Raw genomic sequence first — 14,764 nt, 5'->3', positions numbered from 1 at the left:
TTTTTCTTATAAAAAATTGAACGGATTGCTTACATAAATGGGAATTTCATCCCTTTTTTCTTACCTTTTCCTTGCATGCCACTCATCTGTTTCATCATTTTCTTCATGTCTTCGAATTGTTTCAGAAGCCGGTTTACCTCTTGAATGGATGTTCCGCTCCCTTTGGCAATCCGTTTACGACGGGAAGCATTGATGGTTTCAGGATGGATTTTCTCATCACCCGTCATGGATTGGATGATCGCTTCGACATGACTGATCTGCTTGTCATCGACTTGAAGCTTATCCAAGCCCTTCATTTTGTTTGCCCCAGGCATCATTTTGAGTAACTCATCCAGTGGACCCATTTGCTTTACTTGACCTAATTGCTCAAGGAAATCATCAAATGTGAAAGACATGGTACGCATTTTTTGTTCAAGTTCTTTGGCCTTCTCTTCATCGACATTGGCTTGTGCCTTTTCAATGAGGGATAGAACATCTCCCATACCCAGGATCCTCGACGCCATCCGTTCAGGGTGGAATGCTTCCAAGGCATCCATCTTCTCGCCCATCCCAACAAATTTAATGGGTTTTTCAGTGACGGAACGGATGGATAAGGCTGCTCCTCCTCGAGTATCACCGTCGAGTTTGGTGAGGACAACACCTGATATGCCTAGAGCTTCATTGAAGCTTTGAGCAACATTGACTGCATCTTGACCAGTCATGGCATCCACAACGAGGAAAATTTCGTCCGGATTTGAGAGTTCTTTAATTTCTTTCAACTCTCCCATCAGATTTTCATCAATGTGAAGTCGACCCGCCGTATCAATCAGAACATAATCGTGATGTTCTTCTTTGGCCTTTTCAATAGCTCTTTTCGCAATTTCCACAGGACTCACCTGATCTCCGAGTGAAAACACAGGAAGGCTTAATTGCTTCCCGATGGTTTCTAACTGCTTGATGGCAGCGGGACGGTAAATATCTGCAGCCACTAATAGTGGTTTGCGGTTATGTTTCTTTCGAAGCAGGTTCGCAAGCTTACCAGTGGTCGTTGTTTTACCTGCACCTTGTAAACCAACCATCATAATGACAGTCGGAGGACGTTTAGCGACGGTAATCTGACTTTGTTCGCCTCCCATCAAGTTTGTAAGCTCTTCCTGAACAACTTTAATAACTTGTTGTCCTGGAGTAAGGCTCTTCATGACTTCCTGCCCGACAGCCCTTTCACTTACTTTCTTGACGAATTGCTTCACCACTTTAAAATTAACGTCCGCTTCCAAAAGAGCAAGACGAACTTCACGCATCATTTCTTTAACATCCGCTTCTGAGATCTTTCCTTTTCCGCGGATTTTTTGTATTGTACCTTGCAGTCGGTCGGCTAATCCTTCAAATGCCATTCATGCCGCCTCCTAATCCAATATTTCAAGATCATCAATGAGTTTTAAACAATGAGAAGAATCGATTGATGGTTCTTCTATTTTTTGTCTTAATTGATCAAGAATCTCGTTGCGTTCTTGAAATTTTTTAAATAATAAAAGCTTTTCTTCGTACTCCTCGATCATGGCCTCTGTCCGCTTAATGTTATCGTACACTGCCTGCCGGCTAACATGATATTCCTCAGCGATTTCCCCTAAAGAGAAATCATCCAGATAATAGAGGGACATATAGCTGCTTTGCTTGGGAGTTAACAAAGATTGATAAAAATCGTAGAGATAATTCATTCTGGTTGTTTTCTCCAGCACGGATATCCCTCCTTGTTAAGTGAAAAACCTTTACATATGAAGAATACAGTGTCTACGGGTGTTTGTCAAGGATACTTATCGATTTTCCATAGAGAAAATCAATTTTTGCTTTACTAAAAAAAGAGCAGCCTGCAAGACTACATCTTCTAGTCTCTCATCAGGCTGCTCTTTTTTATTCTTCATCATCTACGAGATTTGAAAACAACCCATATACATATTTTTCAGCGTCGAACGGCTGAAGGTCATCCATTTTTTCTCCCAGACCTACGTATTTCACTGGAATTTCGAGCTCATTTCTGATGGCGAGAACAATCCCGCCTTTTGCTGTACCATCAAGCTTCGTAAGGACGATTCCTGAAACGTTAGTTGCTTCTTTAAAAGTCTTTGCCTGTACCATGGCATTTTGACCCGTAGTGGCGTCAAGAACAAGCAATACTTCGTGAGGAGCACCTGGAATTTCTCTTTCGATTACCCGCTTCACTTTCTCAAGCTCTTTCATAAGGTTTACTTTATTTTGCAATCTTCCTGCTGTATCGCAAATAAGTATGTCTGCTTTTTTCGCTTTTGCAGATTGAACGGCATCAAACATAACGGCCGCAGGATCGCTTCCAGCGGCTTGCTTGATGACCGGAACCCCTACACGTTCCCCCCATACTTCAAGCTGCTCGATCGCTCCTGCACGGAATGTGTCACCTGCTGCAAGAACAACATTTTTTCCCTGTTCCTTGAACATATGGGCCATTTTACCGATAGTCGTCGTCTTCCCTACTCCATTTACACCCACAAACAGTAAAACCGTCAACTGGTCGTCTTGAATGTTCAGGGTGCTGTCCTCTTCCCGATCACCCTGATAGATTTCTACAAGCTTCTCGGATATAACAGATTGGACATCTTCCGTATCTTGAATATTCTTTCGCTTCACTTCAAGCTTAAGTTCATCAATCAGTTCCATGACGGTATCAAAGCCTACATCCGCACCAATCAGGATTTCTTCCAGCTCTTCAAAGAACTCTTCATCAACTTTACGATATCTGGCGACCAGGTCGTTCACCTTTGAAGTGAAGTTATTTCTGGTTTTACTTAACCCATCTTTAAATTTCTCTGTTACATTATCACTCGACTGTGTAAATTTATCTTTAAGTTTCTTAAAAAAACTCACTTTCCCACACCCTTATTTAAGTTTCAAGTAGTTCCTTTGTTTCCTGTAGTCTGACTGACACTAATTTAGACACACCTGATTCCTGCATTGTTACACCGTACAGTACGTGAGCTTCTTCCATTGTGCCTTTACGATGAGTGATGACGATGAATTGTGTTTCGTCACTGAATTTCTTTAAATATTGGCTGAACCTCTGCACATTCGCTTCATCAAGGGCGGCTTCAACTTCATCCAATATACAAAATGGAACAGGGCGGATCTTCAAAATGGAAAACAGCAGGGCAATGGCCGTCAAAGCCCGTTCCCCACCGGACATAAGTCCGAGGTTCTGCAGTTTCTTGCCTGGCGGCTGGGCTACTATATCCACACCGGTATGAAGAAGATCAGATGGATCAGTCAGCTTCAACTCCGCTCGTCCACCACCAAATAAAGCTTTAAACACACCTTCAAATTCCTCTTGGATACTTGTGAAAGTTTGATCAAAACGTTTGACCATCTCAGCGTCCATTTCATTGATGACGAGATAGAGAGTATCCTTCGCTTCAGTAAGATCATTCTTCTGATCAACTAAAAATTCATATCTTTCTTTTACTCGTTCATATTCATCAATCGCACCAAGATTGACGGTCCCGAGCTCTTCCAGTGCTAATTTTATCAGTTTCACTTTCTTTCTTGCATCTTCCACCTCAACGGATAGAGGGTAGTCCTCTTTTGCCGCCTCAAAGGAAAGCAGATACTCATCCCTTAAATGATCAAGACGATTCTCAAGATCTACATCCAGACGATTGATTTTTACTTCCTCATCCCTGAGTGCACCTACCAACCCTTTATGCTGACGCTTCAACTCTTTTAAATCCAGTTCTTCCTCTTCAACAGAATGTTGAAGAGACGAGCGCTCGTCCCGGCGGACAGTAATTAACCTGGTGGTTTCTTCCTTTTGAATGGCACACTCTTCTGCTTTTTTACCAAGTTGCTCTTCTCCCGAGAAGTTATCCTTCATTTCTGTCTGCAGCCATTCCAGGTCATCCAGTAGACTTGCTTTTCGTTTGCTTGCTTCCTCCATCGTATCGTGTACCCGGTTCAATTGATGTCGTGTGTTCACCAGTTGTTCATTTCGTGCAGCAAGGGTTACCTTCATATCACTGATTTCATTCAATAAAGCGTCCTTAGATGTTCGTTCACTATTTTTCTGAAGAGTCAGCTCGTTGATCTTCTCATCGAGGCTCGCAATTTCTTCTCCTATCTCCTTAAGTGAAGCGTCCAACTCTTTTGTTCTGAAATCATGTTTCTCTTTGATCGATGTGAAATCTTTTTTCTCCAAGTCATAGAGAGACAGCCTTTCATCAAGGTTTTGTCTAGAAAGTTCGATTTCCCGAAGCTGGGAGAGCAGCTCCTGCTCCTTGAGACGCAAGTTCTCTCCCTTCACTCTCATTTCTTCCAGCTTCTTCTCTCGAAAACTGCTCTCTTCCTTCAGGGATTTCACTTGAGATTGAAGCTGTTCAGTCTGTTTTTCCATACTGGAAAGCTTTTCTTTCATCTCTTCAAGTTCACCCTTCCTGGAAAGAAGCGAATTTTTCTTTTGCTTCATCATACCGCCAGACATGGATCCACCAGGATTCACGACATCTCCTTCCAACGTAACCAGTCGATATCGATATTGAACAAGTTTGGCGATTTCATTTGCTCCTTTTAAATCCTTCGTGATGATGACATTACCAAGCAAGTTGGAGATCACCATGTGAAAGCGTTGATCAAAATTCAATAGATCAGCTCCCACTCCTACAAAGGAAGGATGTCCTTTCAGCATATTCTTTTGGCTTTCAGGTATCGATTTCCCTTTGATCACGTTCATCGGCAAGAAGGTGGCACGGCCATATTGATTCTTCTTCAAAAAGGCAATGGCTTTGCGGCCATCTTCTTCTGTACTCACCACGATATGCTGCATAGAGGCAGCGAGAGCCGTTTCCATGGCCGTTTCATACGATTTAGGAACGGTAATGAGTTCAGCTACCGCTCCTTGAATACCGGTTAACTTACCCGATCGCTCCTTAAGGACTTCTTTTACCCCCTGGAAGAATCCTGAATAGTCTTCCTCCATCTCTTCAAGCATTTCTTTCCTTGACTTCGCTTGCTGTAGAAATTGAAAAGCTTGATAAAGCGTTTTTTCTTGTTTTTCATATTTAGCTTTCACAGATTCAAGCTTTTTCTGTTCTTCACGGTAAAAGAAAATATGCTCATCGATCTGTTCTTTTTGTTCCTGAAGTTCTTTTGAGCGTTCATTGTGACGCAAATGTAATTCATCACGCTGAGTGACATATTTTTCATTTTCTGCTTCTAAGCGTCCGCTCCGGCTGGACTGTTGTTCCAGCTGTTGTTTAAGATACTGAATTTCATTTTTCGCTGATGCCTGTTGATTGAGTTTTTCAATGTAATCACTTTTAAATGATTCAATCACATCTTCAATATTTTCATTATAGTGCTTGAATTGATTTTGTTTTGAGATAAGCAGCTCTTTTAGCTGCAATACATCTGATTCAATCGTTTTGAATTCACGTTCAGCCGCCTCTTTTTCAGAAGCTAATTGCTGAATTTGTCTATCTGCTTCTTTTATGGATTGCTTTAGCTGTGATTCGTTTGTAGATGAATTTTTTTTCCGCTCGACTAATACTTGTTTCCTGCCCTCAAGCTTCTCTAATTCTTCACTGGTGGCCAGCAGCACTTCTTGCAGGTTTGAAATCGATTCATCAAGAGCTGCGATCTTTTCCCGCGTTTGGGTAAGGATGGCTTCTTTTTCTTGAATTCGCCTGGAAAGTGCTTCTTCTTCTTTCCCATGTTGCTCGAATTCTTCACTAAGCTGCTCCCACTGCTTATGTAAATCTTCAATATCATAGACGGTCAAAGCGACTTCGAACTTCTCAAGTTCCTCTTTTTTCTCCAAATAATCCCGAGCCATGGAAGCCTGGATTTTTAGTGGTTCGACCTGCCCTTCCAACTCATGAAGAATGTCATTCACACGATTAAGATTTTCTTGTGTTTCAAATAACTTATTTTCAGCCTTTTTCTTCCGTGATTTATACTTCAATACCCCGGCAGCCTCTTCAAAGATCGTTCTTCTTTCTTCCGGCTTACTGTTCAGGATTTCTTCCACTTTCCCCTGGCTGATGATGGAGAATGCCTCTTTTCCTAAACCGGAATCCATAAACAGTTCAATGATGTCCTTTAACCTGCATGGCTGTTTATTAAGTAAATATTCACTATCTCCCGACCGGTAGACCCTCCTTGTGACACTGACCTCGCTATAGTCGATGGGCAGCGCTCCGTCCTCATTATCTAAGACAAGAGTCACTTCCGCTATATTGAGGGCTTTTCTTGAATCACTGCCGGCAAAAATGACATCTTCCATTTTAGAACCGCGGAGACTTTTTGCGGATTGTTCACCCAGCACCCACCTGATTGCGTCGATAATATTGCTTTTCCCACTGCCGTTTGGTCCAACAACAGCCGTGACACCCGGGACAAACTCCACGGATACTCTTTCTGCAAAAGATTTAAACCCCATTACTTCTAGTTGTTTGAGGAACATCTTCTTTCCCCCTATTTAGCATCTAGCTTTTGTTTTAACTTTTCTAGCGCTTTCTGTGCGGCTTGTTGTTCAGCCTCTTTTTTTGACCGGCCTTTTCCGATCCCTAATTCATCGTCATTTAAACTCACTCTGGAAATAAACTGACGATTGTGGGCTGGCCCGCTTTCTTCTAAGATACTATATTCGATCATTCCTGCACTGCCCCTTTGAACCAGCTCTTGCAACTGACTCTTATAATCCATCACATGAGAAAAAGCACCGACATTAATTTTTGGATAGACAACTTTTTCAAGGATGGAAATAACTGTCTCCAACCCTTGATCCAAATATACTGCCCCGATAAACGCTTCAAAGACATCTGCGAGTAAAGCCGGTCTCTCGCGACCACCTGTCATTTCCTCTCCCTTTCCCAGGAGGATAAGTTCACCGAAATTCAATTCTATCGAGAACTTCACCAAGGAAGGCTCGCATACGATAGCCGCCCTTAATTTCGTAAGTTCCCCCTCGCTCATCATGGGATACTTCTTAAAAAGAAATTGAGATACTGTCAATTCCAGAACAGCGTCCCCGAGAAATTCTAAGCGTTCATTGTCTTCGTAAGGCTTTCGACGATGCTCATTCACATAGGATGAATGAGTAAAAGCTTGTTTAAGGAGTTTTTCGTCTTTAAATTGAATTCCCATTTGATTTTGAAATGTCTTGAATTTCAAATCATTTTTATGTTTAGATAATCCATAATTTCTGCTCTGCTTTCGCATAAGGCACTCCACCTTGCTAATATGTTCTCAATGTATACTAATCAAGTTTATTCTAAAAAAATCATTTACGCAAAAAAATCTTGCATATGAGGTTAGAACACAAATAAACTTGGTAGAGGTGAAACCCCTACCAAGTTTTAAATGGTTTGATGATAGATGGACAGGTGCCATCTGCCAATCCAATCTGACGATTAAGCTTTTGCTTGTATGTAGTTCACAGCATCACCTACTGTGCCGATTTTTTCAGCATCATCGTCAGAGATTTCCATATCGAATTCATCTTCAAGTTCCATAACCAGCTCAACTACATCAAGGGAGTCAGCTCCTAGATCTTCTTTGAAAGAAGCTTCAAGAGTTACTTGAGATTCATCCACACCCAGACGATCAACGATAATTTTTGTTACACGATCTAATACTTCTGCCATTTTTGTCACCTCCCCTCAAGTATTATAGAGCATTTTGACCTCTAATGAAAAGAGTATACATAAAAACGATGCATAAATTATTAATTTTTACCCATTACATAACCATTCCGCCATCGATATGAAGGGTTTGACCAGTCATATATGAAGCTGAATCCGATGCTACGAACGTCACTACCTTTGCTATATCCTCTGGATCGCCGAGTCTGCTTAAAGGAATTTGCTTTAACATTTCATTGCGAACGTCTTCAGGAAGCTGATCGGTCATATCCGTGGAAATGAATCCGGGAGCAATTGCATTTACCGTAATGCCACGGGGAGCAAGCTCCTTCGCGGTTGTTTTCGTCAAACCGATCACACCTGATTTGGCTGCTACATAGTTTGCTTGACCCGGGTTGCCACTCACTCCTACAATCGAAGAGATATTGATGATCCGTCCACTTCTTTGTTTCATCATTTGGCGAGTAACAGCTTTTGTACAAAGGAATACTCCTTTAAGATTGATGTTGATCACATCATCCCATTCCGTTTCTTTCATTCTCATTAACAAATTATCTTTTGTAATTCCGGCATTATTCACAAGAATATCAATAGAACCAAATTGTCCAATTGTTTCTTTCACCATCGCCTGAACCGCTTCAGCATCTGATACATTACATTGTACGGCGATTGCCTCTCTGCCAATTCTTTTGATTTCATCTACGACTTCGTTTGCCTTCGCTTCACTACCTGCAAAATTCACTGCGACATTACAGCCTTGCCGCGCAAGTTCCAACGCGATTTCCCGTCCGATTCCCCGGGACGCTCCCGTAACTAGTGCCACTTTACCTTCTAAATTCATTTAAGCTTCCTCCTTCAACGCTTGAATGGTTTGTTCCAAGGATGCTTCATCTTGAACAGCATATGTTTTCACTCTTCTATTCACTTTTTTCACTAAACCTGAGAGTACTTTGCCGGGTCCCACTTCTATAAATGTATCCACTCCTAATTCAAGGAGCTTCTCAACAGAGTCTTCCCATTGAACAGGAGAATATAATTGTTCAATTAATAATCGCTTGATCTCTTCATGGTCTGTCACAGGTGCGGCGGTCACATTTGCAATGACCGGTACAGCTGCATCTTTGATTGTGATTGAGTCCAGGATTGAAACGAACTGGTCGGCAGCAGGTTTCATTAATTCAGAATGGAAAGGGCCGCTCACCTGAAGGGGGATGACCCGCTTCGCACCTGCTTCCTTCGCTTTCTCTGAAGCAAGTTCCACTCCCTTTGCGGTACCTGAAATAACAATTTGTCCTGGACAATTTAAGTTGGCGAGTCCGACAGTATGCCCCTCACCTGTAACAAGATCGGTCACTTCTTTAAGCGGTTCTCTTGCCATACCAAGTACTGCTGCCATTGTTCCTTCTCCACTCGGTACTGCTTCCTCCATGAATTCCCCTCTTTTGCGAACGGCATACACGGCATCTTCAAAATCAATAGCCCCTGCAGCTACCAGGGCAGAGTATTCACCTAAGCTGTGCCCTGCTGTAAAATCCGCGGTAATCCCCTCGGCTTTTAAGCGGTCGAGGATGGCCATGCTTGTCGTCAATAGTGCAGGCTGGGCATTTGTAGTCTGTGTAAGCTCTTCCTGCGGACCTTCAAAAATAACCGTTGACAAATTTGAACTCAACCGTTCATCTGCTTGCTTGAAGAAGGATTGAACTTCAGGATATTGCTCAGCTAATTCTTTTCCCATCCCGACCGTTTGAGAACCTTGTCCCGGAAAGATAAATGCGATTTTACTCATAATACTCCACACTCCCCTTTATTGCTTCTTTTATTGTCTTGGAAACGTCGTGCTTCACCATATCTCTTGCTTGTCTCATGGCATTATAGAAGGCCACTTCATTGGAAGAGCCATGGGCTTTGATGACTGGAGCTTTGAGACCGAACAAACCTGCTCCACCGTACTCTGTATAATCAAGCATATTCTTTAATTGTTTCAGATCATTCTTGACCAATCCGGCAGCAAGCTTATTCTTCGTTGAGGCTGTGAACGTTTTTTTCAACAAGGAAAAGACGGAGAGAGCCGTTCCTTCTATTGTTTTGAGTACCATATTCCCGGTAAAACCATCCGTTACGACAACATCCGCCGGTCCATCAAGTAAATCTCTGGACTCAACATTTCCTACAAAATTAATTGGCTGCTCCTTTAATAGCTGGAACGCTTTCTTCGTTAATTCATTTCCCTTTTTGTCCTCTGTTCCAATGTTCAATAAGCCTATACGCGGATTCTTAATACCTCTTACTTTCTCAGCATATATGCTTCCCATTACAGCATATTGGGCAAGATGTTCAGGTTTAGCATCAACATTTGCACCTAAATCGAGCATAAGAAAACCTGTCCCATCAAGTGTAGGAAGGGTCGGTGCCAACGCAGGCCGTTCGATCCCTTCTATTCTTCCTACAATGAACAAGCCTGCCGTCATAAGGGCACCTGTATTCCCTGCTGAGATACACGCATCAGCTTCGCCATTTTTGACCGCTTGGGCCATAAGAACCATCGATGCATTCTTTTTGCGTTTCACAGCTCTGACAGGTTCATCTGTACCCTCTATCATTTCATCTGTGTGAATGATCGTCAGGCGGTCTTCCGGAGTGATGTAATGCTTTATCCGCTCTTCATCTCCGTATAAAAGCACTTCAATATCATTAAATTCACTTAATGCACGTTTCACACCAAGAACAATTTCTTTAGGGGCATGATCCCCGCCCATTGCATCAACGGCTAATTTCATCTACTCTTCATCCTTTACAGATTTTTTAGAGCGATACATTTCAAATTCACCTGTAAAAACGAGCTCACCACCGACTAAACTTTGAACTTCTACCGTTGTTCGGTCTTTTTGATCTTTCATATGTATCACTTTCGCTTTTGCGACAACCCGTTCTCCTTCTTTCACAGGCCGTGTAAAACGAATGGTTGACTTCGCTGTTAACGCCAAGTCATCATTTATAACGGCAACAGCAAGGGAATTCGCTTGAGCGAACAAATGATGTCCCCTTGCAATTCCATTTCTGACAAAAACATGTTCACGCTTTACATCAAAGATGGAAATAGCGCTTTGATCTAATTCTATATCAATAATTTCCCCAATAATCTCTTCAATAGGCAACGATTTTACTTCGTCTTCAAACGATTTCTCTGCAACAAATTTAATTCGTTCACGAAGCTCTGGTATCGATAATTCCATGCGGTCCAACCGGATGGTCTGCACACTCACCAGAAACCGTTCTGCCAAATCTTCATCTGTTATGAAAGGATTTTCATTAATCGTGTCTGTAAGGTTTCTCTGTCTTTCTTTTTTCGAAAGTCTCAATATAAACACCGTCCAGTATTAGTACTAGGTACTAATAGTAGTATATAATCTAAAAAAGCAGATTGCAAGAAATAATCTCACAATCTGCCTTTCTAGTCCAGCTTTTCACCCTCTAGTACTCCCGAACCGGTTAAGTACTTCCTTAGTGGTTCATATTCGGGGTCACGCCAGAAATAATCGGATTGAATTAAGCTTGCCGCATCATCCCTCGCTATTTCCAATGCCCGGTAATCATGAACCATATCAGCAACCTTGAATTCTGGAAGCCCACTTTGCTTTCTGCCAAAAAAATCGCCGGGACCCCGAAGTTCAAGATCTTTTTCACTTAAAACAAATCCATCATTTGTTTCCGTCATGATCTTCATCCGTTCCTTTCCGACTTCAGTCTTAGGTTCGGCAAGGAGAATACAATATGATTGATGTTCTCCTCTTCCAACCCTGCCTCTCAGTTGATGAAGCTGACTCAACCCGAATCGTTCGGCATCATAAATGATCATAAATGTTGCGTTTGGTACATTCACCCCAACTTCTACTACCGTGGTAGAAACCAGCACTTGCAGCTGATTCGCACTAAATTCCCTCATGACCCCATCCTTATCATCCGGATGAAGCCTTCCGTGCATCAGGCCAACTTTATATCTACCTTCAAAGTAGTGGACCAATTGGTTATAGACGTCAATGGCGTTTTGAACATCCAGTTTATCGGATTCCTCAATCAGTGGACAAATCACATATGCCTGTCTTCCTTGATCCAATTCCTTGTCCATAAATGAAAGAACCCTGGATAGCATATCCGCTTTGGCCCAATAGGTTTCAATCGCTTTTCTTCCAGCGGGCATTTGATCAATGATACTGACATCCATCTCCCCGAATACTGTAATCGCAAGAGTTCTCGGGATAGGAGTCGCCGTCATAAATAACACATCAGGGCTTTCCCCTTTTTCCCTGAGTACCCGTCTTTGATTGACTCCAAACCGATGCTGTTCATCGGTGACCACGAGGCCAAGATGTTTAAACCCGACATCTTCCTGAATGAGTGCATGGGTTCCAATGAGAATATCAATCTCTCCCTCTTGTAATTTATCCAGTAAAAGGCGACGTTTCTTTCCTTTCACAGAGCTTGTTAAAAGGGCGACGGAAAGTCCCATTGGTTCTAACAATTCGCTGAGTGAGTTCGCATGTTGTTCTGCCAGTATTTCCGTCGGGACCATTAAAGCCCCCTGATATCCCGCTGTTACACTTGAATATAGGGCAATGGCAGACACAACCGTCTTACCGGATCCCACATCCCCTTGTAGTAGGCGATTCATCCGGTAAGGAGACTTCATGTCTGCTGAAATCTCATTCACTACCCGTTTCTGCGCATCGGTTAATGGAAACGGCAAAGATTCAATGAACCTTTTGACTTTTTCCAAATCGTAATGTTGCTTCATACCTGAAGAGTGTTCCCTTTCGAACTTTCTCAACGCCTGCATCTTCAACTGAAACAACAGGAATTCTTCATAAACAAACCTTCTTCTTGCCTGTTTCATATCTTCGGTAGAATCAGGAAAATGGAGATGATATAAGGCATCTGTCCGACTCGAAAGCTTATACTTTTCCATTAAATGATGAGGTAAGTTCTCTGTAATCAAATGACCATAATCTCCGAAAGCCTTTTTGATGAATTTCCGGAGAGTATTATTTTTCATAGAGCCTTTCAAGGAGTAGACAGGTTCAAAATCCCCCTGCTTATCATGAGGGCCCGACTGAAAATACTGAACCGTAATGATTTGCCTGTTTTTATCCCATTTTCCCGTTATTGTCACCGTATCATGAAGATTTATTTTCTTCTTCAAGTAAGGCTGATTAAAAAACACGGCTTGAACCAGATTTCTTCCCACTAAAATCCGTAGGGTCAAACGGGATTTCTTTCTGCCATAAAACATCAATGCCGGCTCCGAATGGACTTTCCCCTCAACCGTGACACGCTCATCATGGGCTACTTCTTCCAAATCACGAAGCCTGTAATCCTCGTAGCGGTAAGGTAAATATTCTAACAGATCCAGAACGGAATTTATCCCCATTGCATTAAGCTGTAATGCTGTTTCTTCACCAATCCCCTTAATGTTCTGGATTGTCAGTTCCTCATTACGAATCTTCACGTTTATTCAGGGAAACCCCAAAGATTTTCGCTTCAAGCTCTCTGCCGGTCGGCGTAGCCGCCAGCCCCCCTTGAGCCGTTTCGCGAAGAGCCACTGGCATGGTTTGACCGATTTTATACATGGCATCAATCACTTCATCACATGGAATGCGGCTGGTTATGCCTGCGAGTGCCATATCCGCCGCAACCATTGCATTGGCAGCCCCCATTGCATTACGTTTCACACAAGGGACCTCCACTAGTCCTGCCACTGGATCACATACGAGACCTAACATATTCTTCAATGTGATCGCCATGGCTTCTGCTGATTGACCAGGCGTACCTCCTGCCATTTCAACGATGGCAGCAGCAGCCATACCACTTGCAGATCCCACCTCTGCCTGGCAGCCGCCAGCTGCACCTGAAATCGATGCGTTATTTGCTACTACAAAGCCAAAGGCACCAGACGCAAATAAAAAGCGGATCATTTCATCTTTTGTTGGATTCAACTTGTTTTTTACAGCAAACAAGGTTCCCGGTACTACTCCCGCAGAACCTGCAGTAGGTGTGGCACAAATTGTTCCCATTGCTGCATTCACTTCGTTCGTTGCCACCGCTTTACTGACTGCATCCAAAATCGTTTCCCCACAAAGTGAGCGACCTGAATCAATGTATTTTTGCAATAATACCGCATCTCCGCCTGTCAATCCGGAATGGGATTTGACACCTTCGAGTCCCCTGGCTACTGCCTGCTCCATCACTTCCAGGTTCTTCTCCATTTGACTGTAGACTTGTTCAAATGTTTTACCTGTAAACTCTATTTCCTGTTCGATCATAATATCGGATATTTTCTTGTTCTGACTTTCAGCAAGTTCAACTAACTCTGCTACATTTCGAAACATATAAATAACCTCCTCGCCTTCTTGTAAACGCTATCATTATAGTAATTGCTTAATCAGAAATTCGTGTTACTTGAGTAATGTTCGGCAGTGATGTCAATTCATTTATGACCGCTTCATCGATCGGTTGATCGACTTCAATAGTCATTAATGCCATTTGACCTCTCTCCTTACGTGATACATCCATGTGCCCGATGTTAAGTTGATGCTTCGCTATGATATTGGACACTGAAGCAATCGCTCCGAATCGGTCATCGTGGACCACAAGTATGGCCGGGTGGTGCCCTGAAAGTTTAAGTTCAAAGCCATTTAATTCAATGATTTCAACTTTACCGCCGCCAATGGAAATACCGACCAACTCAATTTCACCTTGATCATCCCCCATACGGATACGAGCCGTATTCGGGTGATCCGTAATGGCGTCTTCTTCTTGAAATTTAATCTTTATCCCTTTTTCTTTAGCTGCGTTAATCGACTCGATAATTCGTTCATCATATGTATCATAATCGAGGATTCCTCCGACTATGGCTACATCTGTTCCATGACCCTTGTACGTTTTTGCAAATGAACCATAGAATGAAATCGTCGCCCATTTCGGTTCCCTTCGAAATAAATTCCTTGCCACTCTTCCGATTCTTGCGGCACCGGCTGTATGAGAACTGGATGGACCAATCATTACAGGACCGATAATATCAAATACACTTTTGTATTTCATCGCTATTCCCCCTAACTAAGCATCAAAAC

At 42.6% G+C, this 14,764-nt stretch carries 13 protein-coding genes; all 13 read right to left on the bottom strand.

The genetic code is table 11. The annotated features are described in order from the left end of the window. Positions 1–29: 29 nt before the first annotated feature. Complete coding sequence (gene ffh, locus BAA9072_RS05895) at positions 30–1,373, bottom strand: signal recognition particle protein (protein WP_201713768.1); 1,344 nt, start codon at positions 1,371–1,373, stop codon at positions 30–32. A 12-nt stretch (positions 1,374–1,385) separates the two neighbouring features. After that, complete coding sequence (locus tag BAA9072_RS05890) at positions 1,386–1,718, bottom strand: putative DNA-binding protein (protein ID WP_201713767.1); 333 nt, start codon at positions 1,716–1,718, stop codon at positions 1,386–1,388. A 172-nt stretch (positions 1,719–1,890) separates the two neighbouring features. Continuing rightward, positions 1,891–2,877 (bottom strand): signal recognition particle-docking protein FtsY, encoded by a 987-nt coding sequence (ftsY, locus tag BAA9072_RS05885; protein WP_201713766.1) that lies wholly within the window; start codon positions 2,875–2,877, stop codon positions 1,891–1,893. A gap of 16 nt (positions 2,878–2,893) precedes the next feature. After that, the gene (gene smc / locus BAA9072_RS05880) at positions 2,894–6,460 is read right to left on the bottom strand and encodes a chromosome segregation protein SMC (RefSeq protein ID WP_201713765.1); all 3,567 of its coding nucleotides are present in this window, start codon (positions 6,458–6,460) and stop codon (positions 2,894–2,896) included. A gap of 11 nt (positions 6,461–6,471) precedes the next feature. After that, positions 6,472–7,218 carry a ribonuclease III gene (rnc, locus tag BAA9072_RS05875; RefSeq protein WP_201713764.1) on the bottom strand — a complete coding sequence of 249 codons (747 nt, stop codon included), beginning with the start codon at positions 7,216–7,218 and terminating at the stop codon, positions 6,472–6,474. Between the two features lie 191 nt (positions 7,219–7,409). Further along, positions 7,410–7,643: an acyl carrier protein gene (gene acpP / locus BAA9072_RS05870; protein WP_034755712.1), complete on the bottom strand. Its 234-nt coding sequence runs from the start codon at positions 7,641–7,643 to the stop codon at positions 7,410–7,412. Positions 7,644–7,737: 94 nt separating this feature from the next. Next, positions 7,738–8,481 carry a 3-oxoacyl-[acyl-carrier-protein] reductase gene (gene fabG, locus BAA9072_RS05865; RefSeq protein ID WP_201713763.1) on the bottom strand — a complete coding sequence of 248 codons (744 nt, stop codon included), beginning with the start codon at positions 8,479–8,481 and terminating at the stop codon, positions 7,738–7,740. Continuing rightward, on the bottom strand, positions 8,482–9,426 hold the full coding sequence (gene fabD, locus BAA9072_RS05860) for an ACP S-malonyltransferase (protein ID WP_201713762.1): 945 nt from the start codon (positions 9,424–9,426) through the stop codon (positions 8,482–8,484). After that, positions 9,419–10,417, bottom strand: a complete 999-nt coding sequence (plsX, locus tag BAA9072_RS05855; RefSeq protein WP_201713761.1) for a phosphate acyltransferase PlsX — start codon at positions 10,415–10,417, stop codon at positions 9,419–9,421. Before plsX ends, fabD begins: the two co-directional genes overlap by 8 nt. Then, positions 10,418–10,999, bottom strand: a complete 582-nt coding sequence (gene fapR / locus BAA9072_RS05850; RefSeq protein ID WP_201713760.1) for a transcription factor FapR — start codon at positions 10,997–10,999, stop codon at positions 10,418–10,420. A 92-nt stretch (positions 11,000–11,091) separates the two neighbouring features. Then, entirely contained in the window at positions 11,092–13,137 is a 2,046-nt protein-coding gene (gene recG, locus BAA9072_RS05845; RefSeq protein ID WP_201714039.1) for an ATP-dependent DNA helicase RecG, read from the bottom strand. Beyond that, a complete protein-coding gene (sdaAA, locus tag BAA9072_RS05840; protein ID WP_201713759.1) occupies positions 13,130–14,023 on the bottom strand; it encodes an L-serine ammonia-lyase, iron-sulfur-dependent, subunit alpha in 894 nt (297 codons plus the stop codon). Before sdaAA ends, recG begins: the two co-directional genes overlap by 8 nt. 49 nt (positions 14,024–14,072) lie before the next feature. Next, positions 14,073–14,735: an L-serine ammonia-lyase, iron-sulfur-dependent subunit beta gene (sdaAB, locus tag BAA9072_RS05835; protein WP_201713758.1), complete on the bottom strand. Its 663-nt coding sequence runs from the start codon at positions 14,733–14,735 to the stop codon at positions 14,073–14,075. Positions 14,736–14,764: the final 29 nt, after the last annotated feature.

This window comes from Rossellomorea arthrocnemi, assembly GCF_904424705.1.
In the GTDB taxonomy this organism is placed as follows: domain Bacteria; phylum Bacillota; class Bacilli; order Bacillales; family Bacillaceae_B; genus Rossellomorea; species Rossellomorea arthrocnemi.
The sequence above is the reverse complement of the archived record's forward strand: the minus strand, read 5'-3'. Positions and strand labels throughout refer to the sequence as shown.

Coding starts and splice junctions, on each gene's coding strand:
- sdaAB (WP_201713758.1), bottom strand. CDS start 14,735: ATGAAATACAAAAGTGTATTTGATATTATCGGTCCTGTAATGATTGGT.
- ffh (WP_201713768.1), bottom strand. CDS start 1,373: ATGGCATTTGAAGGATTAGCCGACCGACTGCAAGGTACAATACAAAAA.
- sdaAA (WP_201713759.1), bottom strand. CDS start 14,023: ATGTTTCGAAATGTAGCAGAGTTAGTTGAACTTGCTGAAAGTCAGAAC.
- smc (WP_201713765.1), bottom strand. CDS start 6,460: ATGTTCCTCAAACAACTAGAAGTAATGGGGTTTAAATCTTTTGCAGAA.
- rnc (WP_201713764.1), bottom strand. CDS start 7,218: ATGCGAAAGCAGAGCAGAAATTATGGATTATCTAAACATAAAAATGAT.
- fabG (WP_201713763.1), bottom strand. CDS start 8,481: ATGAATTTAGAAGGTAAAGTGGCACTAGTTACGGGAGCGTCCCGGGGA.
- fabD (WP_201713762.1), bottom strand. CDS start 9,426: ATGAGTAAAATCGCATTTATCTTTCCGGGACAAGGTTCTCAAACGGTC.
- acpP (WP_034755712.1), bottom strand. CDS start 7,643: ATGGCAGAAGTATTAGATCGTGTAACAAAAATTATCGTTGATCGTCTG.
- plsX (WP_201713761.1), bottom strand. CDS start 10,417: ATGAAATTAGCCGTTGATGCAATGGGCGGGGATCATGCCCCTAAAGAA.